Genomic DNA, 23,075 nt, shown 5'->3' with positions numbered 1-23,075 from the left:
GGTATATAGTGTGATTGTGTAGTCAACGGATTCATTCCAGGTACCGCCAACCAAATCTGAACTCCCGCTGCCCAAAATTTCCACTTCCCTTCTTCATACCCTCAACCTTTCGTTCTGGTTCTTTCGGTAGACAAACCCCAGCTGTGGTATGCAAAATGAACAGGTCGGTTAGGCAGTCGTGGTTTCCTTGACTTATTCTTTCATCCGGATGAGATAGGGCCGGTAACACAATCGATCATTTCAAACCTCCATAAAACTTTCAGACTCAACCACTGCGGTCTTAAAAACTGGATTTATTTTACTTCACCATTGTACGCCTCCTATCCTGTTAAAGATCAAACAACCTAAAAAAAGGCATCTTGGCACAAAATTTGTTGTAATGAGTTAGTGCTGGTTGGCACTGCATAAAAAAAGATTACGCTACTTTTCAATACGATAAAATGACAAATTCAGCCCCTCCTATTTTAGGAAGCTTTTCTATACTATTTGTGACGATGCTCCTTTTTACTTCCTGTAGTAAAAAATATGTATTTAACGAGTCAGCGATCGTGCCGGCTGCAGAAGGATCAATCAAGGTAAAAAAAGATAGAAACGACAATTATGGCGTTAAATTAACGCTTCGAAATCTTGCCCCGGCGGACAAATTGGTAGAATCTCGCGATACATATGTGCTATGGGCAAATACTTCAGGAAATGGAACTAAAAATCTCGGGCAGCTAAAAAATTCAACCGGACTTTTTTCAAAAACACTCAAAAGCGAACTTAATACAGCAACACCCTTTAAGCCTGAAAGCTTCTTCATCACTGCCGAAAACAAGGCGGATATTAACTACCCGGACGGGCAGGTGGTACTCAAAACAAGATAAAGTCTCAGTCTTTATAATTTTCCGCATCGTATCGCCACAAGGTATCTCCATTTCTCGGGAGGACCTTGTAGGTTGATTGATATTCACATTTAAAGGTGGTCTGAAGTATTCGGTTAGCCTGCCCAATGAGTTGCTATTCAGCAGTGCCTCTGGGAATCCTGATCATAAACTCGGTTCCCTTCCCCGGCGTACTCAGGAAAGATATTCCACCTTTGTGGGCCTCAACAATCTGTTTTGTGATTGAAAGACCCAGGCCAAAAGATTCTTCCCCGAGTGTACCTTTTCTTTTTGCATCTGTGAACGGATCAAAAATTTTGTCTCCCAATTCCTCCGAAATACCGATCCCTTCATCGCTAATTGTTAAAAGGACAACTGTATCCTCTACAGCCATTCCGATGTAGATATTTTTACCGATCGGGCTGAACTTTATCGCGTTAGAAATCAGATTACTAATTACCCTCCACATTTTTTCGTAGTCGAGCTGCAACACCACCGGCATCAGGTTTAAATGGATCTGTTGCTGCTTATCGAGTGCTTTGCTGACAAGCATGTCGGCGCAATATTTGACCAACTCCGAGAATTCGACATTCTCCTTTCTTAAACCCATCTCAAAACCGGTATCCATGTATAGAAGATTGCTGATTAGGCCCAACGAATTTGTACCGGAATCTCTGATCATTCTTAAAAATTCGCTATCCTCCTCAGACCGGTATGAATCTTGTAACATAATATCAGCAACCGAAGAAATAGCACCTATTGGATTACGCAAATCATGCGCAACTATCTTCATCAGACGGGCATTTTCGCGCTGACTATTTTCCAAGGCCGCCAATGCCTGCTGCATTTGATTATTAAGTGCTTGCAGATTTTTTACATGCTTACGAGAACGCGCGTAAAAGTACCAAATCACTAAACCAAATATTAATGACATGCCCAGCAATACCGATAGAGCGACCATGGAATTGCTCTTGAGCTCATTCTCTTTTTCAAGGAGAGAAACCTTATATTTTTGCTCCTGTTCGTTAAGCACCTGGTCTAAATCGACCTTTTTTAACTCGTTTTGGATTCGATCCAGAGAATCTTTAAAGGCATGGTATTTTGTCGAAAACTGGTACGCCTTGACGATATTTCCGGTTCCGTCGTAGTATGCAGATTTCAGCATATACCACTTTTCTCTGATCTCTTCATGAGAAGAGCTCTTGCCTCTCCCTGAATTGAGATCCTGTTCCAACTGATCTAAAAGCAGTTTTGCCCGGTCATGGAGCTTAAAGCCGATATATAGCTCAGCCAACTTTATCTTTGCCGTTTGGGAGTCTTCGATACTGAACCCAGGCCTGTCATTAAGCTCTATATTGATCAGCAAATGTTTCTCCGCCTCCTGAAACTGACGGATTTTTGCATATACTCCCCCCAAATTGCCCTCGACCACAGCTCTTGCCGTCGTAACAAAATCTTTTTTGACCGGATATTTGCTACCTGCTGAACTGATAAAACGCAGAGCCTCATGGTAGTAGTGAACTGCAGAATCCGGCTCGCCAGACCGTTCAAAGCAAAGGGCAATAGAATTTAGGACACTTTGCGGCTGAATGAACTCGTATTGAAACGTCGGCCTTTTACATAATTGTATTTCTTGTAACGCCTCCTTAAAAAAAGGAATTGCCTCCTTAAAATGCTCTTGCCGATAACGAATTATGCCAAGTGCATTACTAAATTCACTCATACTGCAATTGTCGACATTACCTTTTGCAAAATTCCTGCCCTGAAAATAAACCTGGAAAGCCCGGTTGTATTTTTTCTCATCCTGTAGAAGACCAGCCAGTTCAAAGAGCGTATTTGCGTACTGATATTTGTATTTGGAGTTGAAATTTTTCAGTACAGTTAGCATACTGTCAACATAAACATGCCTTTGATTCAAGTCCCGATCATAAAAAGTATAATAGCTAACCTTGACCTGATACTTCTTCCAAAGGTCCCCGATCCCGGGAGGTGGGCCTGCTGCATAAGAAGAATCAAGGTAGGATATTGATCTGGCCGGTTCTGCACCCGACATTATATTGAGAGTACGCTCCGCAACCGTGTCCGCCCAGGAAACATGATCCTGATTTTTTGGTCCCGAATCCTTACATGCAATTTGAAAAAGTGATAAAAATATAAGTAGTTGAGTGAAAGTCTTAATCATTAATCGCTGAGTAAATCTGATAGATATATTTCAAAATGGCCAGCAAATTTATGAAAATAGTTCGATCGCTCACTTACAACTCATTCATGTATCGTAAGTTACCATCGGCGTACAATTTAAAAAAGATGGTCATTTCAAGGAATCGAGCAGTGTTTCAACACTTTGACAAAATTCACTTACATCTATATACGTTTCAGCATTTTGAAGGATAAGAAAATGGCGGTTTCAAATTCTTTCAATGGCGCCTAAAATTCTAAGGTGGATTTCTCAGTGCTGTTTGGATTGACTCAATCCCAGGTGTCGCAGCTTTAATAATCACTAAAACGGCACCAACAGACTAATCGACTGATATTAACTTTCCGTGTAGCAGACAAACATTCTGATCAGAGAGATGCTCGACGGAAAAAGTGAAGGTTGCGACGCGGCTATGGTTTACCACATCCGCCGCGATACTGGGACCATACATTTTTTCGAGGCTTTTTTTGCCATGCGTCGGCATAGCAATTAAATCTGCGCCCACTTGCGAAGCGAACCGAAGAATACCGTCAGCTTCATTGGAGGAGTATACGATATTTAGGCTACAATGTCTAAAACACAGCCTTGTTGCATAACTGGCCCACTCAGTCATTAGTTGCCCGTCCGAATCCGTTTTCCCTTTGCTAACGTGCAGCAAATGCAGATGAGCATGAAACAATTTCTGTAGATTTTGAGCAAACGGCATGAGGTCTTCCGGATTAAATTCCGTGCTGAATGGCATTACAATATTGTGAATACCACCAACATTAGTCTGAGCGTGAACTGCCAGGACAGGCACAGGCGATGTCCTGACCAACTTCTCGGCGTGAGAGCCCATAAATGACCCATCCCACCCCCTTGAACCACTTGTTCCCAGAATCACCATGCATGGTTTTTCCTTTTCGATTTGCCGGAGGAAGTTCGGCAAAAATCTACCCTCGTCAATTAACTGGCTTATTTCTAACCGTTTAGGCAAGTTCGTCACAAAATCATCGAACTGTTTTCTTAGAATTTCCCCTTTGAAATTGTCAATCGACTGCTGATTTGTTTCGATAATGCTCACGCATACCAAAGGCAATGACCACCTTTCAGAAAGCTCTGCTGCAAACTTCAGCCCAGCCAGTGACACTGGCGAAAAGTCGCACGGAACCAAAATACACGAATTTCCGACCACCTCACTGGCTTTTTGATCAATTTGCATGAAACACTCTTGGAAAAGTTAGATTATTGATAACACGACTTACGCCAAATACATTTTCAACACATGATTGCACCAGGCTGCGGTCGCTCTCATAACCAACATGACCTTCAAGAAAAACCCAGCCACTATTGACTGATATGTGAATATCCTGACCACTGGTATGAACATCGTTTTGCAGCAGATTGCTGATATACTCTGCAAGTGCCTGGTCGGAAAAACAAGTTCCCATATATCTGATTGGAATAAAGTTCACGAGCTCTAGTTCAGCGTGTAAGTCCATACCGGTTCGTCAACATGATTGACAACATCTTCTGCCACACTGCCCGTTAATAAGTGAGTTATTCCCTGGTTTCCATGCGTAGCCATCGCTATTATGGATCGGGGTATCCGGGCAGCACACTTCGCAATTCCTTCCTCCACATTGGGCGAGTTGCTTACATGAACTTTGTAATTTGCAAGACCATAAAATTTGACATAGTTTTCCATACTCGTCCTCATCTCCTCATCGGAAGTCAGGCTCTCCATATAAACATTGACATTCAGAACATGAATGACAGCGTTGAAAACGCGCTGCAGTTCTTTGATCTTTTCGAGAAGGGCATTCTGCGTCAAATCCAGCGTCGTCGGGAAGATGATATTTTTGATATTCCGAACATGCAATGGTTTGTGAATCGCAAATACCGGAACAGGTGATACCCGAACAATCTTCTCGGTATTGGATCCAATAAAAAACTCCCGCACCCCGGTCGCACCTTTAGTACCCATAACCACCAAATCGATTTTCTCTGTTTCGATCAGTTTAAGAATGGCGTCTTTCATATGACCCGTTTCGATCCGGAAGCTTACATTGGCAAATGCACTGCCAGCGTTTTTTCTCATTGCGTTAAACTCCTTTTCCGACTCTTGCTTCCACTCTTCGATAATGGAAGCCGGGTCCACATAGGCATATGGTTGTCCGGGCATTCCATTGCCATATATGTTCGGAAGATCAATTGCCTTTACTACTACCACCTCTCCATCGTTCATGTCCGCGAGTTCTATTGCAAATTTATACGCGTAAGTTGATGTAGCAGAAAAGTCACATGGAACAAGTATCTTTCTCATAACTCAAATGTTTACAGTATTTCACAACACTCCCGCCTTTACCTTAAAGGCTTATTAAAGGTAGTGTGATTTACTGCCAATTGATCTGACGGTAATCTTCGGAAAATATGATTTCGCTCATCTGATACGCAATTGTAAGTCGAATCGCACAGGCTAATAATCAACACGCTCAATAGTATTTCTTATCCACCATGTTCAACTCTAATCGAGACAGTGAATTGCAGAATATCATCGTTCGCATTGAATGGACGATATCCCGAAAATCTATTGCGATAAATATCCACCATCTACAGCATAATAGCTCCCAGTGACAAAGGATGCTTTCGGGCTACTCAGCCACAGCACCAGTTCAGCCACTTCATCGGATTCGCCCAGTCTTCCCATAGGATGTTTTGTTACCAACCAATCGATGGTGGCCTCATCAAGATTGTCAAGCAATGGCGTTTTTATGAAAGCAGGTCCGACAGCATTGGCCCTGATTCCCTGAGCCGCGTACTCTAAGGCAATATTCTTGGTAAGGCCCACCACACCATGTTTTGCTGCTACATATGCGGGGCTATTGGCAAATCCCACACTACCCAGGATGGATGCCATATTCACAATGACTCCGCCACCAGCTTTGAGCATCGCCGGGATCTGGTATCTCATACCATAAAACACACCGGAAAGATTTACTGCAATCACACGATCCCACTCTTCAGTCGGATACATACCTGTCGGTGATGCCGCTCCGCCTATTCCCGCATTATTACAAGCAATATGCAAATTGCCGTACTTCTCGATAGTTGCCCAAACCAAAGCTTCATTTTGTTCAGCCGAGGAAACATCTGTTTTTACAAAAAAAGCATCGCCTCCGTTGTCGATAATTAATCGAACGGTCTCTTCCCCTTCCGCCGAATTTATATCGGATACAACAACTTTAGCGCCCTCTTTTGCATAGATCAATGCAACACTTCGCCCTATCCCTGATCCTGCGCCGGTAACAAGGGCGACCTGGTTTTCTAATAGTCTCATATTATCCAAATTTATTGTCTAAATATGGATGTAATGTCTCCTTAAAATACAGTTCCAGAAATGATTTCAATCACTACTTTAAATGATTGATTCACTTACGAAAATCTGAAATACTTCGGGCAACAAGCTTTAAGTTAAGGCTTGACTATCACCGAAATTTTTTTGCCAAAATCCTGATAACTCACAAAAACAACCAATATGGTAGTTATTGCATTTGAAAATAAAATTCCGGGTTGTTACAAACCCTGCTCGCTGACGGTTAGGCATTTCGAATGGAGGGCCGTATAGCAAGAAAGATAATATATTGCCCATTTTTCAGAAGAAGTCCAGTCTTCAGTCCGCCAGGCCAATTACTAAAGACAGCAGCAAGATTAACAGTCCTGCCTAAAAAACAATATGTTTTTAATTCGCTAATCATGAATTAACATGGTACTCCCAAATTTGAAGCACTATGAAAATACTCCGTATTGTAATGCTATCTTTTGTCACATGGCTTCTCTGGCTTGTGGTCTCACAGTACTTTTTTTGCGCGCATTTCTATGAAGACGACCCTACACCTTTCGAAGGAACAAGACTATTCAATCCCTACGACTCATTAAATTCAGAAAATTGGGTGAAATGTAATTTTCATGCTCATGCAAAAGCATGGAACGGGATTACCAACGGGCATGATCACGCGTCGACCATTCATAAAGCATACAGGAGCCTCAGTTACGGAATTCACTGCGTTTCCAACTACCATTATATTGATTCGACTAATGCGCAAGAAAAGGGTTATATAGCCGCTTATGAACATGGTTACAATGTCAGTAAAACGCACCAACTTGTACTTGGAAGCAATAAAGTGGTATGGCTCGACTACCTTTTCCCACAAACATTTCATAACAAGCAACATATACTCAAAAACCTGTACGACCCCAAAGCCGTTATAATTTTGAATCATCCCGAAATAAGGCAGGGTTATACTGAACGAGATTTCGCCAGTCTTTCAAATTATGATTGTATGGAAGTACTGAACCCGTCAGCCACATCTACAAGCGCGTGGGATGCTGCGCTATCCGCGGGCAAGAAAGTTTTCATTGTTGGCAACGACGACATTCATAATATTTCTGAAAAAGAACGACTTGGGAAGATGTGTACTTTCGTCAATGTTCCGCGAAACGAAGGCGATCTGGTCTTAAAGGCACTGAAATCCGGAAAGAGTTATGGCGTTGTCATCGGGAAAACCCAGGCGCACTACGCAATCCCGTTGCTAAATTATGTTAAGGTTTTTCAAGATACCGTTGTTATTGAAGTCAGCAAGCCGGCTTCTTCGATTACAATATCCGGACAAAATGGAAAAATGATCGCTACATATGAGCATGCTAAAAAAATCAAGTTCGGTATTAAGCCTTCAGATCATTATGCACGAGCCACTTTCCATTATGACAATGGCACCACTTTATATTTGAACCCCGTTTTTTTTACGCCGCAGTCTGGTTATAGAGAAACCACTGTATACGAAAACAGAACTCAAACGGCTGTTTTCAGACTCGTCGGACTTATCGTGTTATCCCTATGGATTTTTCTTTTGTGGAGAATGACGCCTGGGAACCGCAATCGCGGATATCTGAGAACCCTGCTCCCCCTTAGATGAGTAATTACGCCGCTAATCACAAACTGGGAATGTACTTTCCTGCGAAGAAACAACGCTGGTCATTTCAAATTTATCTGACTTGGCTGATAACCGCTACTACGCTGGTGCGGTGTATCGTCGCGTGCTGCCTGGAACTTGGAAACGACGAAGTATATTACTTCACCTACGCTGTTCAGCCAGATTGGAATCATTTTGACCATCCACCACTAGTTGGGATATTTATTCGAATTTTCACACTGAACCTGCATTGGATCAACGATTTATCCGTTCGCTTACCGGCAATTTCAGGAGCAGCTTTCAACACTTGGCTGATTGCCCGGTGCGGCCTCCTGATCAAAAACGAGAGGACGGGCCTCATTGCCGCAATACTTTATAATACGTCTTTATATACCAGCGTAATTTCCGGGGTCTTTATCATACCGGACTCCGTTCAGGTGGTTTTCTGGCTTGGCGCTCTTTATATTATTACAAAGGCTGTTTTGAATGAAGACCCGGAGTCTCAACGCATGCAGCTTTTGCTGGCCGGTCTTTGGATTGGAATTGCCATGATGTGTAAAGTGCACGGGATTTTTCTTTGGTTTGGACTAATAGGATACATATTCTTTCATAAGAGATCTCTATTTAAAAACGGATATATATACATCGCCATTGCCCTCACAATGTTGATCATATCTCCTGTCATAGTCTGGAATATTAACAATCATTTTATCAGTTGGCACTTTCACAGTGAAAGAGTTGAGGTAAACAAAGGCATAAACGTTATGTCATTTTGTTCAGCCGTTTTGGGTCAGGTAGCTTACAACAATCCGTTTAACTTTTGTTTGTTCATCCTGACAATAGCTGGAATCATAAAGCGCGAACAGTTTGTAAATTCGTCGGTGTCTAAACTCTTACTCTGGACGAGCCTTCCAATTATTCTCGCGACGTCTCTTGTTTCATTGTTTCGGCCCACACTCCCTCACTGGAGCGGGCCAGGATTTCTTAGTTTAATTCTACTTTCAAGTGCCTTCCTCGATTTCAAACTTGAATCAAACCGGCAATTATATTCCAGGCTTTTCAAATCAGGCGCTATTCTTATATCCTTAGTAATCCCGGCTGGAGTTGTACTTATTAACTTTTACCCGGGGACTCTTGGCAATCAGCTTGAAGCCAAAAAGGGCACCGGTGACTTTACACTGGATATGAACGGTTGGAAAAACCTATCCCAAGAATTTAATAGGCTGCGTATCAACGACATATTACACAAGAAAATATCTGAAAACGCATCGCTGGTAACTCATAAGTGGTTTCCTGGCGGGCATTTGTATTACTATATCGCCTACCCAAACAATATTCAGTTTGTAGGCTTGGGACCATTAAATGACTTACATAAGTTCATATGGCTGAATGAATTACAGCAAAATATCAAAAAAGGGGACGATGCATATTTCATCACATCTTCCGATAATTTTACGGACCCAAACAGTATCTATGAAGGGAAGTTTAAAAAGATTGAGGCCGCGTATTCCATCGCGCAGAAACGGTCCGGGCAGGTTGCCAGGTACTGGTATATATACAGGTTAAAATGCAGCCTGACCGATATGCACTTATTGCAAGGATCACTTCGTCAATAGAAACACCAGAAAATAGCTTTACCTGATCAGATAAACATCCACCGACTTCTTCACTTCTTCCAACGTTTGTTTCGGAGGCTGAAATCCTGCCGGAATTGGTTTCTTGGCAAAGCTCTGTAAATACAACACCCAGGAATCTCTCCACCAAATCGCCTCACGGTGCTGCACCTGCAGACGTTGTGCTACGCTAGCGTATATATCAGGATCCAGATTGTTCTTCGCCATATCCCACTGCTGCTGCATCCAGGCCACCGAATCAGCACCGGTATATAAGCGGGTACAAAGTTCATCCCATAGTGTTCTCCCTGAACTCAGCTTTTTATCCCAGCCTATATGATGAAACCATAAAAGATAGGACAGCGGAGTTTTGTCGGGGTTATTCCATTGCGCTTGCACCTGAGCCCGGTACTGCATCAGGGCGTTGCTTCCCGAAGCGGTCCGGTCAAAACCAAGACCAGCCGAATCTGCCCGGTGGTAATATACTGCTGTCCAGTCAGGACGCGAGCCTTTATTTTGCCAGGGTTCGGGGGCAAAGTGAACACCCATCCACGGACGCGATAACCCCAGCGGCGTGTTATAGTCGACATAAATATCACGCGATCTGAGCAGCATCTTTACAATATGCCCTTTAGACCTTTGATTGCGGGTTAGAGTCAGTTCAGTCCATTCGTTGGCGATCTGCTCAGCGCTTAACTGATGATCCCAGCTCAACCGGCCAAATGCATACCAGTTCGCCTGCGCGAGCGGATGTCCGGTCCAGTTTCGATCGCTTCCTGTATTGGATACCCCAGCCATGAGCGTTCGTGAATAACCATGTAAACTCCCGTCGACAACCTTTGCCACAGTGGATCCTTCTCCATTCACATAGGTATCAGCGTCCAGACATTCTTTGAAAATAGGTGCTTCGTAAACGGCGTGAGTGGCAAAGCCAAGATATTCCTGAGTAATCTGAAACTCCACTCCCAGCGACGTCTTGGGCATATTACCAAAGAGAGGAGAAAATGGCTCTCGGGGTTGAAAATCAATCGGCCCGTTTTTTACCTGTACTATTACTTTCGGATCAAATTTTCCATCCAGCGGAACAAACTCCTCATATGCCGCCTTGAAACGGTCTGCGTTTGGATCAGCCTTATACACAAAAGCCCGCCAGATAACGATTCCATCATAAGGCTTGCACGCTTCTGCAAGCATATTGGCACCATCGGCATGCGTACGGCCGTAGTCCTGAGGACCGGGTTCACCTTCCGAATTGGCTTTCACTAGAAAGCCACCAAAATCAGGAATTTCCCTGTAGATCTGGGCTACCTTTTCTTTCCACCACTCCCTTACCTTTGCATCCAGTGGATCCGAAGTGGGAAGTCCGCCCAGCGTTTTAGGCGCGGCAAAATAAACGGACAAATAGGTTTTGATCCCGTACTTCCGCATCACATTTGCAACCGCGGCCACCTTCTCAATATACTCCTGAGACATAAACCTGGCACTTGCATTCACATTGTTGAGCACGGTACCATTGATTCCGAGCGATGCATTTGCCCGGGCATAATCCTGATACCGCGGGTCAACGCGCTCAGGAAGTTCGTACCATTTCCACAGTGAGCCACCGGAATACCCTCGCTCAATAGTCCCATCAGGATTATCCCAATGATTCAGCATTCGGTAGCGAACTTTAGGACTGCTTGTCAGATTCAGATTTTTGACGGAACGCTGCATTTGCATGTGCCTTAGCAAAGCAAATGTTCCATACAAAATACCGCTTTCAGATCTTGAACTGACAACAAGATTTCCGCCCAACAGTTGGATCCGGTAGCCTTCTTCCCCGGTGGCATTGGAATTGGGTTCCCGCCGAAAAACAATACCGCCGGTTTTGCCGCCAAATGAATTTGTGACAGGAACATTTCTACCCAAAAGACTTTTAAGCGCTGTCTGCAGTTCGTGGCCAGCGCTCTGCATGATCTCACCTTTGCCGGAATTACCAATAAACCCTGCGTATTTCAAATACTCAACCTTAGCAGACAAATCTGTAACTGGCTCGTATTTAAGCCAAAGCCGGTAGCCATCATCACCCTCGAACGGTAATGGCTCAGCTGCCGAGGAAGGGAAGCTGATCATGATATAGCTGAAAAGCAGCAGTATGTTTATTCTAGTCATCCTATTTCTATTTGGGAATGTGTCTTCAATCCGGATTATATTTCGGGCTCAATGATATCACTCAAGGCATATGCTATTTCTTAACTTTACCAATATGCTCAGCCATATTAAGCATCGTATCGATATAGATATCCCTTTCATTTTCCTTTAAATAATGTAGCAGCTCGCTGTGCGCCTGATTGGATACATTCAGCGCATGTTCTCCACCCACACCGTGAAACAGGAACACAAGTAATTGACCGCTTTGCTGCGCTTGCCTGACCAGCCCGATCATTTTTGCACCGGATTCACCCGACATGCCATAGCAGTCAACATCCATCAAATTCTGCTCTTCTATCTTGTGCATTTCATGTCTTACAGACCTGGCAGCTACAAACTCATCAGAAAGTGTATGGATAAACTCACCCTCTGCTACTTTTTTATGTCCGCAGGTGAATGCAAAAGTCCGTTTGTTTTTTCCATCTATCGACTTCAGATATGCATTGCACATTTTAATTTCGTCCTGTATTCTTGCCAGGCTGTACTTGCTCAGATCATATTCCGGTTTTACCCAGCTCATTCCCGGGAGAGTCGCATCGCAGGGGTGATACAAAGTATGATTACCCAATTCATGCCCGTTGTCAGCTGCTGCACGCCAGTCTGCAATTCTATTTCGTGCCGCGTCAGATGAGGCCGTCAGATAAAAAGTACCTTTCAAACTCAGCGAGTCCAGCGCCGGTAGCACGTTATCGAGATGCACATTTAATGCGTCATCATAGGTCAAGACAACTGCACATTTTTTGCCTTTCCAAGGTTTGCTTTCATCAAGTTCCTCGCCGTCAGTTCGAAAAGGAGAGGCAGGCAGACCCTCGGAATTATAAAAATTTATTCCCTCGGGATTGTCCTGCCATGCGTACCGCACATACTTAGGCGCTTTTACCAACCCGCTGGACACTTCAATCTGATCCTTCCCTATCATACGGGCAGTCGCCCAGACAAACTTCTTATCATAATCCGCTACCGAAAACCAGCGTAATGCCTCCGAATCTTTTGAAGTTATACCGCTTCCAACATGGTCAAACGTGAGCACGATCTTCTCATTATCAACATTGTGAGCTTTGAGTGTGGGACCTGAATAAACGATCTGCGTGTCGTTGTATGCAAGATTTCTGGCAGCCAGTGCCAGTCTTTTTCCAATGTCCTTTTTGTTCAAAGGATGAATGTCATTCCACTCTCCCAGATCCAGCGTTACGATCACCGCCGTATTTTTCAGTGTAAGTGCCCTATTTTGAGCTTCCCTGATCGAGGCCATATTGCTCTCAGAAGGAGTATAACTTATATCCTGAAAATTGGGCAATTGCACCACCAAAAAAGGCGCGTCCGGATTTTTCCACAATGCTCTCCAATCGTTGATCAACGCAGGCAACAACCTGTTATATGGCAATGGATCATCTACATTCGACTCTCCCTGATACCAGATATACCCCTTAATTTTCATAGGCAAAACAGGAGCGATCATCGCGTTGTACAATGCAGAGGGCTGATTTTGACGGACCAAAGGACTACTACCGAAATGCTCTTTACCTACCGGCTGATATACCTGCCCTACCTTATATTGCCAGGTTCCTTTTAAATCGATCTGTTGATCCATGGCGCTCATGAAATATGGCTTATCCGGCACAAACCCGCCCTTACCAGCCGAGTTTGTCACACGGATCACAAATGTATTTTTGCCCGTTTTCAACAAATCCGGGGGTATTTCGTAACGGCGGGGAGGGTATTGATAGGTAATGTTTCCAATCTTTTTGCCATTGACATACATTTCATCGGCATCGACGATTCGGCCCATGAAAAGCTTGACTTGCTTTCCAATCCAATTTGCAGGAACTTCAAATTCCCTGCGAAACCAGAGAACGCCATTTAGATCTTTAAGTCCCTGATCTTCCCAATAACCCGGAATATTGAAGTTTCGCCATCCTTTTGGCTCATAATCATTGCTTTCCCAATGCTCAATCTGGCCCAAATCAGTTTCCTGAGGCGGTCTTGTTTTGCTACCTGAAAAGCTGCGGTTAAATGAATTAATATAAGCGGTGTCCTTGTTTTGGACAATAACTTTTTGAATATCAGCAAAATCCTTATACCCGGCTTCACTAATCCAGGCTTCGATCGGCGTACCTCCCACCGAACTGTTAATGATTCCAATGGGAACGTTAAATTGCTTATAAAGATCTCTTGCAAAAAAATAGGTTACCGCTCCAAAGGTGAGCACGTCTTTCGAATTGGCACTCTTCCATTGACCAAGAGGAAAGTCTTGTTGAGGACCGTTCAGATCGGTGAGCGTTGGCACAAAAAAGTTGCGGATATCAGGGAAATTCGCGGAGGATATGTCATCTCCGAAACGCTCCTTGACGCGCTCCATGTTGATGACCATATTACTTTGTCCACTGCAAATCCACACATCGCCGAATGCTATGTTTTTAATCAGGATTCGATTTTTACCCTTGACAACCATTTCATAACCACTGCCCGCGGGCTGTGCAGGAAGCTGTATTTTCCATTTGCCGTCCCTCGTCGCCACAGTGCCTAAGCTTTTGTTTTTTAGCTCTACAGCCACTTTTTCACCTGGAGAAGCCCAACCCCAGATTGTAATCGGCTGATCCCTTTGCAATACCATATTATCCCCGATCAGCTTTGGCAGACGGACCTGGGCAACAACATTTCCTGAAAAAACAAATAGGATCAGAATTACACACTTAAAAATGCTCATGAATAAGGCGGATAATTGATAATGTCAATATATGTCGCAATTGCCATACCGAATTGTCAACATGATTTAAAATAACTATTCTTGCCAATTAAAATCATTGAGATTCATATTCAGGCGCAGTTTTTGACTTGTAAGATGGAAATTTTTAAGTGTAATCACCACCTCATCACCATGACGTGTGACAAACCCTGACACCCCCACCCCTGTTTCTGAAAATTAACTAGACCATCAAATGCGCACTCTAGTTTGTTATTCTGATCGAATAATAATAAATAATCTTTCCGAAACCGAGCTAACATACCGTCTTTGGTTCTTGTCTTCCAAAAGGCAGAAATCAAAGGCAACGTCCACACCTGCATTTTTGCTGGCATAGTTAAACAATCCAAAGCGATATCCCATGAAATGCGGACATGTAAGACATTTAAAGCTTCCAATGGATACCAATAGCGTATTCTCTGGACCAACTTTTTGATCATAAACAGAAAAAACTAACCTGAGATGTAAATCTGTGCGTTTGCAGACGTACATCTCAAGGCGTTTTAATTCGGGCTTCCAACTTTTTTTTAGGCTTGATTTATCCTCAATATTTTTATTGCAATTTTTGAAGTCAATTGATTATCAAGTTAATCTAGTATCCCCGATTTTGTGTAAACTTCGGACCGTCTACTACCATATCAATCTGTATCGATCTGAGCATTTCACAAATCTCATACATGACCGGATTTACGGCCCCAAACTATTTTGCAAAATCATTCGAAGCAATCTGATCGCGAACGAAACCAATATTCGCCCTAATATGCAAAACCTGATTTTCATCCTTTTTGTAATACAATCAATTACCAGGTTGTCGTCGTCAGCTATCGCCCAGGAAGTTAGAGGACTTGACTTGGGAATTTCACTTTTCTCAGGGCAAAGTGAATATAATCGAAAGTACTATGGTCAACCTCAACTGCCTCCGGGGCGTGTAAAAGCTATAAAATCAAATTATTCAACTGGCGCTAGTATTTGGGGAGAAAGTTATATCACGTCTCATCTCTCTTCAATTGTGGAATTAACCTATACGCAAATTGATGTCCCAACAAATACGCTTTGCGACTGTAACTATCGGGGAAATATCTGGCTGCAAGATGAAAAACATCACTGGGGCTCGTTAGGGACGGGTATTCGGTATTATGTGAATCCAAAGTCGTTGATTACAATATTTGCAGAGGGTAGATTAAGGGGCGATTGGCTGATAGGAACTACCATTAAAAGCGATGATGTTAAAAAAATTCATTGGGATGCATATGGATTTCGACGTTTTGCACCAAGTTTTGAATTTTCCATTGGAGCAAAATGGCGTAGGCTAACTATGAATCTCGGATATCAATCAAACATTGCCAGAACGCTTACACGTGATGCAGGGGAATATGATCAAGTTATTTATCCTTTCAAAACCGGGATTTTGGCACATCAGTGGTTGGGTAAATTGTCCTTCACAGCTTTTAAAATTAGATAAACTTCACAGCAATCCTATATTCGAGAAATTTATTAGGTAGAAATTTTTATTTGATATTTGGGAATCTTCGATTTCCATATCTGCCAATCTCGCAAAACTCCGAACCCGCTAAGCCGCTTTTTATCATCGCCTCGGCACAGCTTAACATGAAATATTGGAATCTATCGCAATATTCAGAGATAATCGTACCGTTTATAAGTTTCCAGAAGTATACTTACTCGTTCTTTAAATTGCTAACTTGTAACTAAATACGGCAAAACCAATACAAGGGGAGTTGCCAAAATTCGAATTGTTCCAATATACAGGAGCCCTTGAAAAATGAAGCAGCCTTTTCGCGTCAGAATGCGTAAAGGTTTCCCGGCTTGTACCACTTTCGTTTACATCCCTTAAGTATACTGCGAATTTATGCTCTGATATTAAAACACTGATATCAGTACAGGTATTTCAAAAAGATTTAAAATCATTTTGAAATATCAAAAAAGCATCAGACATTTGTATTCGACAAAAATGTCAAACACTATGTTGCACGACGAAGTAATAACCGACACCGAAACCCAAATTAAACTGGCTGCCAGAAAAATATTTTTGCAAAAAGGTCTTGCGGGCACCCGATTGCAGGAAATTGCAGATGAGGCAGGCATAGGACGCACAGCACTTCACTACTATTTTCGCAGCAAGGAAAAGCTCTTCGCGGTAGTATGGAAGGATTTTTTCTCGGAGGTTGCCTCACGGATGCCCGATTTTACGGACGATAACTACACGATCCTGGAAAAAATGCAGCTTTTTGCAGGCCACTATATGGACGATGCCATGCAAAAGCCTGAAGTTGACCTGTTCCTGCTTAACGAGTTCAACAAAAACCCTGCCTTGTTCCAGGATATTCAAAACATGCTTCAGAAGGATTTTTACCAGTATTTTAAAACGGGTATTGCTGATGCTGTCAAGCGTGGCGAAATGAAAGGAAACCCCCAACAAATATTTTTAACCTTCCTGTCTTCCTGTATGTTTCCTTTCGCAGGAATGGGTATGATTAAATCTTTGATGAATCTTTCCGACGAAGGATATTTAAACCTGATGAAAGAAAGAAAGCAATACCTGATCAATTTTTTGGCAACCGCATTCAAAGAATAATTTTTTTACAATAATCGACAAAAATGTCGAACAATTAAATTGACAACTCATCGTATTGAAAGGAAACCCATATCGTGAGCGGTTGTAATGATAGGATCAATAGAGTACTTTTTTGCCCACGATTCGACAAAAATGTCAAACAATTAAATAAAATAAATAGGTATGAAATCAAAACACTATGCCCTCGGTGTAGCATTCGTAATTTGGGCAGGTATAAGTTCAGTGGCCCGGGCGCAAAAGCACTATTCGCTGACGCAGTGCACAGAAATTGCCCTTAGCCAAAGTCTGCAGCTGAAAGCAGATGCGATGGATCTTGAGCGGACCAACGCCGGCATCAGGCAAGCATACAGCGCATTGCTGCCAAACATCAGCGCAAGCGGGTCCTACCAGTACTCTCCCCAAGTGCAAACCTCTATACTTCCCGCCTCAATCTTTGGCGGAACAGAAGGCACGTATATTCCTGCACGTCTGGGTATAGCACAGACCAAGTCCGTGGCCGCAGAATTGAGCCAAAACATCTATAACGCATCGGCCACAATCGCGCTTAAAGCAGCAAAAGTTCTTTTGGCAGGAAGCCAGCTCCAGATCAGAAGCTCGCAGGAAGATCTGGTCTACAACGTCGCTGCGACTTATTACAACATCCAGTCGTTGCTAAAACAGGAAGAATTAAGCCGTCAGAGCTTGCAAAATACGGAGACATTGCTAAAAAGTACTACTGAGCAGTTGCAGGCCGGACTTGCCACGCAGACCGATGTGGACAGGCTGACCGTTACCCGTGACAATAGCAAGGCAGATCTGGAAGGACTTGAAAATAGTAAGGAGAAATATTATAACCTGCTTAAAGTACTTATGAACATGCCGCTCAGCGAAGACGTGAGCATCGATGCCTTTACTGAAAACGAAGTCGGTTTCACGGCAGGCAGCGATTATGACGCGGCTAAAAAGACTAACTATTTACAACTGCTTCAAAATAAACGGGTTGCCGAACTGGAATATAAAAATATCAAGGCGGGCTATATGCCTACTGTCTCGCTTTTTGCCAACTACGGGCTCTATGGATACAACCTTAATGCCAATCCACTCAAAAATATCAACGACAAATTCTATCCGGCATCTACCATTGGTATCAAATTCAAAATATCCATTTTTGATGGCTTCAATATCAAGTACCAGGCACAGCAGAAACAGCTCGAAATTGGAAAGCTTGATGTTCAGTCCACACAGATCCTGCAGCAAAACGATCAGGATGTAGCCAATGCCCGAGCAGATATCCGCAGCAATTTGATCACTTATGAAAACCAGAAAAGAAATCTGGCCCTGGCACAAAAAGTACTATCCGATATCAATCAGCAATATCAAAGCGGACTTGTCAAGGTCAGTGACGTGATCAATACGACAAACGATCTGCAGTCGGCGCAAAACAAATATGTGACTGCCCTGATCAATATCAAGCAGGCACAATTGAACCTGAAACAAGCACAGGGCACCCTTCTTCCGTGAGAATTACCAATTCAGACACAGATCAAATCAAACATCATAACAACACAAAAAATGAATACAGTAGCAAAAACGATTTTAACGCTCGTCATTGTGGGCGCCCTGGTAGCTTTGGTGGCTTTTAAACTGACCAGCAACAAAGAAGAGCTTACCGAAAAGATTTACCAGCCTGATGTAAACACGGCCGTGATGGTGCAGGTGGACTCAGTAAAACCGGCACGGTTTGATCAGTCCGTTGCCTTTACAGGCTCGTTTGCACCCAACCGGGAAGTGACAATAGGAGCTGAAACAACCGGAAAAGTAGTGAAGGTCAATATACAGGAAGGATCCAGTGTGGCGTCCGGCAGCGTGATTGCCCAGCTCGACAATGACCTTTTGAAAGCACAGCTTCAGTCGGCGCAGGCCAATTACGACAGGGCCGTTAATACGCTTACCCGCTATCAGCAGGCTGTTTCAGGGGTTACCCAGCTTCAGATTGATAACGCCAGAACGGATGTGCTTACCGCAAAAGCCCAGATCGACCAGCTTAACAAACAGATCAGCCAGTATACCATTCATGCACCGTTTGGTGGAATAATCACCAGCCGGAATTTCGATTTGGGAGCGATAGTATCTCCGGGTATGCAGATGGCTACGCTCATTGATATCAGTTCTTTGAAACTTGAAATCAATGTTCCTGAAAAAAACATTGGTCAATTTAAAACGGGTCAGGCCATTGATGTGACTTCTGATGTTCATCCCGGCACCCGTTTTAAGGGAACCGTAGAAATGATTGGATCCGATGCTGACGCCTCTCATAATTTCCGGGTCAAAGTCCGTGTGGCCAACAACAATTCTTCTTTGCGGTCGGGCATGTACGGGACGGTGGTGCTCACGAATGCTTTGTCAGCCGACGCACTGACCGTTCCCCGCTCGGCCATCATCGGTTCTTCCGCAAAACCACAGGTTTATGTGATTGAAAATAATATTGCGAAAATCCGTGACATCCAGATAGGTGGTGGTAATGAGAACCGCGTGCAGGTAACCAACGGACTTGCTGCGGGTGACCTGGTTGTTTCAGGCGGACTTGTGAACCTCAATAACGGTTCGAGGGTATCCATTGCAAAATAAAGGAAAGGCAACCAGCCAGGTTATTCAAGCTAAAAAAACGAAAAAATGTCATTAACCGAAATTTCAATCAAGCGCCCTTCGCTGATCATTGTGATTTTCATAATCCTTCTCGCCGGGGGAATATTCTGCTACACCAAGCTAAGCTATGAGCTCATGCCCGAAATGAGCCAGCCAACGCTGGTGATCACCACCCAGTATCCTGGAGCAGCGCCTGTCAATGTAGAACAGACTGTTACAAAAAAAATAGAAGATGTCCTCAGCGGTGTGGATGGTATCAAAACAGTATCCTCGCAGTCGCTGGAAAGTAACTCAATCATCACAGCTGAATTTAACGTGGGAAGTGATATTGACAGCAAACAACAGGAAGTACAAAGGAAGATCAACAACATTTTAAGTGATCTTCCTTCTGACGTGAAATCTCCCAGTATTTCCAAGGTAACACCAAGCGACCAGCCGATTATCCAGCTGGCAGCCGTTTCCAGATTAAGCAACTCACAATTTTACGATGTCATAAAAAATGAGATCAACCCGCAGTTTCAGCAAATCACAGGTGTGGGAGAAATCACGGTCATTGGCGGGCAGGAAAGAGAAATACAGGTAAATGTGCTGAAAGACAAACTGGACTATTACGGACTTTCTATCCTGAATGTTACCCAGGCGATTATCAACGCGAACGTCGAGTTTCCAGCCGGAAAAGTCAAGTCGGAGGATTCAGGGCAGATGACCGTCCGGCTGACCGGCAAGTTTTCTTCGGTAGCCCAGCTGAATGATCTGACTATCGCGCTTCCCTCTGCAGGCAGTCCTGTCAAACTAAGTGACATCGCCACCGTTTCTGATGTTACCAAAGAACCAGCTTCCGTTTTTCGTTACAATGGGGAAAATGCCATTGGTCTTTTGATTAAAAAACAGGGTGATGCCAATGCGGTTGAAATCAGCAAGCAGGTAAAGGCAAAAATCACGACCATCCAGGATAAATATGCAGCCAAAGGCGTGAAATTCATCATTGCAGACGATACAGCGGACTACACCCTTGACTCAGCAGACGGTGTAATTCATGACCTTGAGATATCGGTAATTCTGGTCGCGGCCATCATGCTTTTGTTCCTGCACAGCATCCGCGACTCGCTGATCGTTCTGGTAGCAATCCCCACTTCTCTGATCTCCACCTTTATTGCGATGTATTTCTTCGGTTTCAGTCTGAACCTGATGAGCTTGCTCGCACTTTCTTTGGTTATCGGCATCCTGGTCGATGACAGTATTGTGGTACTGGAAAACATCCACCGGCACCTCCATATGGGCAAGGATAAACGTACAGCTGCGCTCGATGGAAGAAACGAAATTGGCTTCTCTGCCCTGGCCATTACAACGGTCGACGTGGTGGTGTTTGGTCCGCTGTGTCTGATCCAGAATACAATCGGTGATGTACTTCGCCAATATGCGGTTACCATTGTGATAGCGACCCTGATGAGCTTGTTCGTTTGTTATACGCTGACTCCATGGCTCGCATCGCGTTTCGGAAAGGTAACCGTACTGAACAACAAAAATGTATTTCACAAAGTGCTTATCCAGTTTGAACGGCTTCTTGACGGCCTCACTGCCTGGTATGTCGGCGCACTTCAATGGACATTGAAGCATAAATTAATCATGGCCGGCTTTGTGCTATCGCTTTTTGCGATCATTGGCGTGGTGATGAACATGGGCATTATTGGTAACGAATTTATTACCCAAAGCGATAAGGGACAATTCAGACTGGCCCTGGAATACGACAAAAGCCTGACAGTGAAGCAAAACAACCTGCGGAGTTATGCAATTGAGAGTTATCTGCGCAAGCAGCCCGATGTAACAACGGTATTCAGCAACGTAGCGGGTAGCAGTACCTCATCTATTGTAGCCGGTGTGGGTTCCGATTATAAAACGGAATTAACCGTAACACTGGTTGACAAAGCCCGGCGCACGCTTTCAACCGAAAAACTGATGCTTAAAAAGAGCCAGGAAATTGCCCGTCAATTCCCGGGCGTGAAGGTTAGTCCAAGTATGGTGAGCATGGTCAACATGGGAGACCCGATCCAGATCGTTTTGAACGGAGAAGATAACGACCAGCTGATGCAAGTGGCGAACGAACTGAAAGCCCGGATAGCCGCCATGCCCGGAGCGATCAACACCACCCTTAGCGTTGAGGCCGGAAACCCTGAAGTGGAAGTCGATATCAACCGTGAAAAAATGGGGCAGCTAGGCTTGAACATTTACAGTGTGGGTGCCACCCTACAGAACGCCTATTCGGGAAATGACGATGCGAAATACCGGGTCGGCAACAATGAATACGATATCCGTGTCAAATTCGATGATTTTAACAAACACGATGTCGAAGATGTTAAAAATATTTCTTTTGTCAACGATGCCGGAAAATCTATCAAGCTATCACAATTTGCAGATATTGTGCAGGGCAGCGGACCAAGCGTTCTGGAACGTAAGGACAGAAGGACCTCGGTTACGATAAAAAGCAATGTACTCGGCCTGCCGTCTGGTAACGTGATCGACAACATCAATCAATCTCTGACTGAAAAGCCTCTCCCAGCCGGCATTGATTTACGGTGGAGTGGAGATGCCGAGCGCCAGGCAGATTCCTTCGGCTCACTGGCTGCGGCTATTGTAGCTGCGATTTTTCTGATGTACCTGGTCATGGTGGCCTTGTATAATAACTTCATATATCCCTTTGTAGTGCTGTTCGCCATTCCGGTGGCCTTCCTGGGGGTTTTTCTTGCGCTTGCACTAACCAAATCGTCCATGAGTATTTTCACGATCCTGGGTATGATCATGCTTCTGGGACTTGTAGCAAAAAATGCCATCCTGATCGTGGACTTTGCCAACCAGCGTAAAGAACAAGGTGACAGCACCTGGACCGCTTTAATACAAGCCGGACAAACCAGGCTTCGTCCCATCCTGATGACAACCCTTGCGATGGTGATTGGCATGCTCCCTATTGCCACCAGTACAGCCCCGGGCAGTGAATGGAAAAATGGACTGGCGTGGGTGGTGATCGGCGGATTGTCGACCAGTCTTTGCCTCACCGTGTTTGTGGTGCCGATGGTGTACTATTGCGTGGACAGAATCGGAGATAAATACAGACAAAGGTTTCCAAAGAAGCTAGATCATTCAGGTAGCGTGTCAGTGGCTGCGCACTAAAAAGATTGGTCCCCGGTTTAGGCTGCTCTTTTCAAGTAGCTGGATCGGGGTTTTTAATCCTAACCATGCACTGTTTAAGGAAAATGAAAAAGATAGTGGGCGAGGGCGCGCCGGACTGGAGGTTGCAAAAGAAC

The 23,075-nt window shown here is 44.0% G+C and carries 15 protein-coding genes; 8 read left to right on the top strand and 7 right to left on the bottom strand.

Annotation, left to right across the window (positions count from 1 at the left end; genetic code table 11):
- Positions 1-440 precede the first annotated feature (440 nt).
- On the top strand, positions 441-866 hold the full coding sequence (locus AC1XUD_RS02905) for a hypothetical protein (protein WP_483359443.1): 426 nt from the start codon (positions 441-443) through the stop codon (positions 864-866).
- Positions 867-999: 133 nt separating this feature from the next.
- Here AC1XUD_RS02905 and AC1XUD_RS02900 read toward each other — a convergent pair whose 3' ends face one another.
- From AC1XUD_RS02900 to AC1XUD_RS02880, 5 genes are all read right to left on the bottom strand, one after another.
- Complete coding sequence (locus AC1XUD_RS02900; protein WP_483359442.1) at positions 1,000-3,045, bottom strand: tetratricopeptide repeat-containing sensor histidine kinase; 2,046 nt, start codon at positions 3,043-3,045, stop codon at positions 1,000-1,002.
- A 337-nt stretch (positions 3,046-3,382) separates the two neighbouring features.
- The gene (locus tag AC1XUD_RS02895; protein WP_483359441.1) at positions 3,383-4,261 is read right to left on the bottom strand and encodes a universal stress protein; all 879 of its coding nucleotides are present in this window, start codon (positions 4,259-4,261) and stop codon (positions 3,383-3,385) included.
- Positions 4,251-4,490: a BON domain-containing protein gene (locus tag AC1XUD_RS02890; protein WP_483359440.1), complete on the bottom strand. Its 240-nt coding sequence runs from the start codon at positions 4,488-4,490 to the stop codon at positions 4,251-4,253. The genes AC1XUD_RS02895 and AC1XUD_RS02890 overlap by 11 nt, the downstream gene beginning before the upstream one ends.
- A gap of 29 nt (positions 4,491-4,519) precedes the next feature.
- Entirely contained in the window at positions 4,520-5,365 is an 846-nt protein-coding gene (locus tag AC1XUD_RS02885; RefSeq protein ID WP_483359439.1) for a universal stress protein, read from the bottom strand.
- A gap of 264 nt (positions 5,366-5,629) precedes the next feature.
- The gene (locus AC1XUD_RS02880; protein ID WP_483359438.1) at positions 5,630-6,379 is read right to left on the bottom strand and encodes an SDR family NAD(P)-dependent oxidoreductase; all 750 of its coding nucleotides are present in this window, start codon (positions 6,377-6,379) and stop codon (positions 5,630-5,632) included.
- A gap of 451 nt (positions 6,380-6,830) precedes the next feature.
- On the opposite strand from AC1XUD_RS02880, the gene AC1XUD_RS02875 reads away from it, so the two are divergent.
- Both AC1XUD_RS02875 and AC1XUD_RS02870 read left to right on the top strand, forming a co-directional pair.
- Positions 6,831-8,015, top strand: a complete 1,185-nt coding sequence (locus tag AC1XUD_RS02875) for a CehA/McbA family metallohydrolase domain-containing protein (RefSeq protein ID WP_483359437.1) — start codon at positions 6,831-6,833, stop codon at positions 8,013-8,015.
- Positions 8,012-9,628, top strand: a complete 1,617-nt coding sequence (locus AC1XUD_RS02870; protein ID WP_483359436.1) for an ArnT family glycosyltransferase — start codon at positions 8,012-8,014, stop codon at positions 9,626-9,628. Before AC1XUD_RS02875 ends, AC1XUD_RS02870 begins: the two co-directional genes overlap by 4 nt.
- An 18-nt stretch (positions 9,629-9,646) precedes the next feature.
- Here AC1XUD_RS02870 and AC1XUD_RS02865 read toward each other — a convergent pair whose 3' ends face one another.
- Together AC1XUD_RS02865 and AC1XUD_RS02860 are read right to left on the bottom strand one after the other, a co-directional pair.
- Positions 9,647-11,737: an alpha-glucuronidase family glycosyl hydrolase gene (locus AC1XUD_RS02865; RefSeq protein ID WP_483359472.1), complete on the bottom strand. Its 2,091-nt coding sequence runs from the start codon at positions 11,735-11,737 to the stop codon at positions 9,647-9,649.
- Positions 11,738-11,849: 112 nt separating this feature from the next.
- Positions 11,850-14,522: a sialate O-acetylesterase gene (locus AC1XUD_RS02860; RefSeq protein ID WP_483359435.1), complete on the bottom strand. Its 2,673-nt coding sequence runs from the start codon at positions 14,520-14,522 to the stop codon at positions 11,850-11,852.
- Between the two features lie 886 nt (positions 14,523-15,408).
- On the opposite strand from AC1XUD_RS02860, the gene AC1XUD_RS02855 reads away from it, so the two are divergent.
- From AC1XUD_RS02855 to AC1XUD_RS02835, 5 genes are all read left to right on the top strand, one after another.
- A complete protein-coding gene (locus tag AC1XUD_RS02855; protein ID WP_483359434.1) occupies positions 15,409-16,020 on the top strand; it encodes a hypothetical protein in 612 nt (203 codons plus the stop codon).
- A gap of 507 nt (positions 16,021-16,527) precedes the next feature.
- On the top strand, positions 16,528-17,151 hold the full coding sequence (locus AC1XUD_RS02850; protein WP_483359433.1) for a TetR/AcrR family transcriptional regulator: 624 nt from the start codon (positions 16,528-16,530) through the stop codon (positions 17,149-17,151).
- A 162-nt stretch (positions 17,152-17,313) separates the two neighbouring features.
- Positions 17,314-18,651, top strand: coding sequence for a TolC family protein (locus AC1XUD_RS02845; RefSeq protein ID WP_483359432.1), 1,338 nt, complete (start codon positions 17,314-17,316; stop codon positions 18,649-18,651).
- Positions 18,652-18,702: 51 nt separating this feature from the next.
- Positions 18,703-19,758 (top strand): efflux RND transporter periplasmic adaptor subunit, encoded by a 1,056-nt coding sequence (locus tag AC1XUD_RS02840; RefSeq protein ID WP_483359431.1) that lies wholly within the window; start codon positions 18,703-18,705, stop codon positions 19,756-19,758.
- A gap of 45 nt (positions 19,759-19,803) precedes the next feature.
- On the top strand, positions 19,804-22,941 hold the full coding sequence (locus tag AC1XUD_RS02835; RefSeq protein ID WP_483359430.1) for an efflux RND transporter permease subunit: 3,138 nt from the start codon (positions 19,804-19,806) through the stop codon (positions 22,939-22,941).
- Positions 22,942-23,075: the final 134 nt, after the last annotated feature.

Source organism: Dyadobacter sp. HNCC25DJ184 (assembly GCF_056895215.1).
The sequence above is the reverse complement of the archived record's forward strand: the minus strand, read 5'-3'. Positions and strand labels throughout refer to the sequence as shown.

What these genes read in the sequence shown, in the direction of transcription:
- AC1XUD_RS02860 (WP_483359435.1), bottom strand. Translation starts at nt 14,522, where the DNA reads ATGAGCATTTTTAAGTGTGTAATTCTGATCCTATTTGTTTTTTCAGGA.
- AC1XUD_RS02840 (WP_483359431.1), top strand. Translation starts at nt 18,703, where the DNA reads ATGAATACAGTAGCAAAAACGATTTTAACGCTCGTCATTGTGGGCGCC.
- AC1XUD_RS02890 (WP_483359440.1), bottom strand. Translation starts at nt 4,490, where the DNA reads ATGGGAACTTGTTTTTCCGACCAGGCACTTGCAGAGTATATCAGCAAT.
- AC1XUD_RS02900 (WP_483359442.1), bottom strand. Translation starts at nt 3,045, where the DNA reads ATGATTAAGACTTTCACTCAACTACTTATATTTTTATCACTTTTTCAA.
- AC1XUD_RS02835 (WP_483359430.1), top strand. Translation starts at nt 19,804, where the DNA reads ATGTCATTAACCGAAATTTCAATCAAGCGCCCTTCGCTGATCATTGTG.
- AC1XUD_RS02865 (WP_483359472.1), bottom strand. Translation starts at nt 11,737, where the DNA reads ATGATCAGCTTCCCTTCCTCGGCAGCTGAGCCATTACCGTTCGAGGGT.
- AC1XUD_RS02885 (WP_483359439.1), bottom strand. Translation starts at nt 5,365, where the DNA reads ATGAGAAAGATACTTGTTCCATGTGACTTTTCTGCTACATCAACTTAC.
- AC1XUD_RS02880 (WP_483359438.1), bottom strand. Translation starts at nt 6,379, where the DNA reads ATGAGACTATTAGAAAACCAGGTCGCCCTTGTTACCGGCGCAGGATCA.
- AC1XUD_RS02875 (WP_483359437.1), top strand. Translation starts at nt 6,831, where the DNA reads ATGAAAATACTCCGTATTGTAATGCTATCTTTTGTCACATGGCTTCTC.
- AC1XUD_RS02850 (WP_483359433.1), top strand. Translation starts at nt 16,528, where the DNA reads ATGTCAAACACTATGTTGCACGACGAAGTAATAACCGACACCGAAACC.
- AC1XUD_RS02845 (WP_483359432.1), top strand. Translation starts at nt 17,314, where the DNA reads ATGAAATCAAAACACTATGCCCTCGGTGTAGCATTCGTAATTTGGGCA.
- AC1XUD_RS02905 (WP_483359443.1), top strand. Translation starts at nt 441, where the DNA reads ATGACAAATTCAGCCCCTCCTATTTTAGGAAGCTTTTCTATACTATTT.
- AC1XUD_RS02895 (WP_483359441.1), bottom strand. Translation starts at nt 4,261, where the DNA reads ATGCAAATTGATCAAAAAGCCAGTGAGGTGGTCGGAAATTCGTGTATT.
- AC1XUD_RS02870 (WP_483359436.1), top strand. Translation starts at nt 8,012, where the DNA reads ATGAGTAATTACGCCGCTAATCACAAACTGGGAATGTACTTTCCTGCG.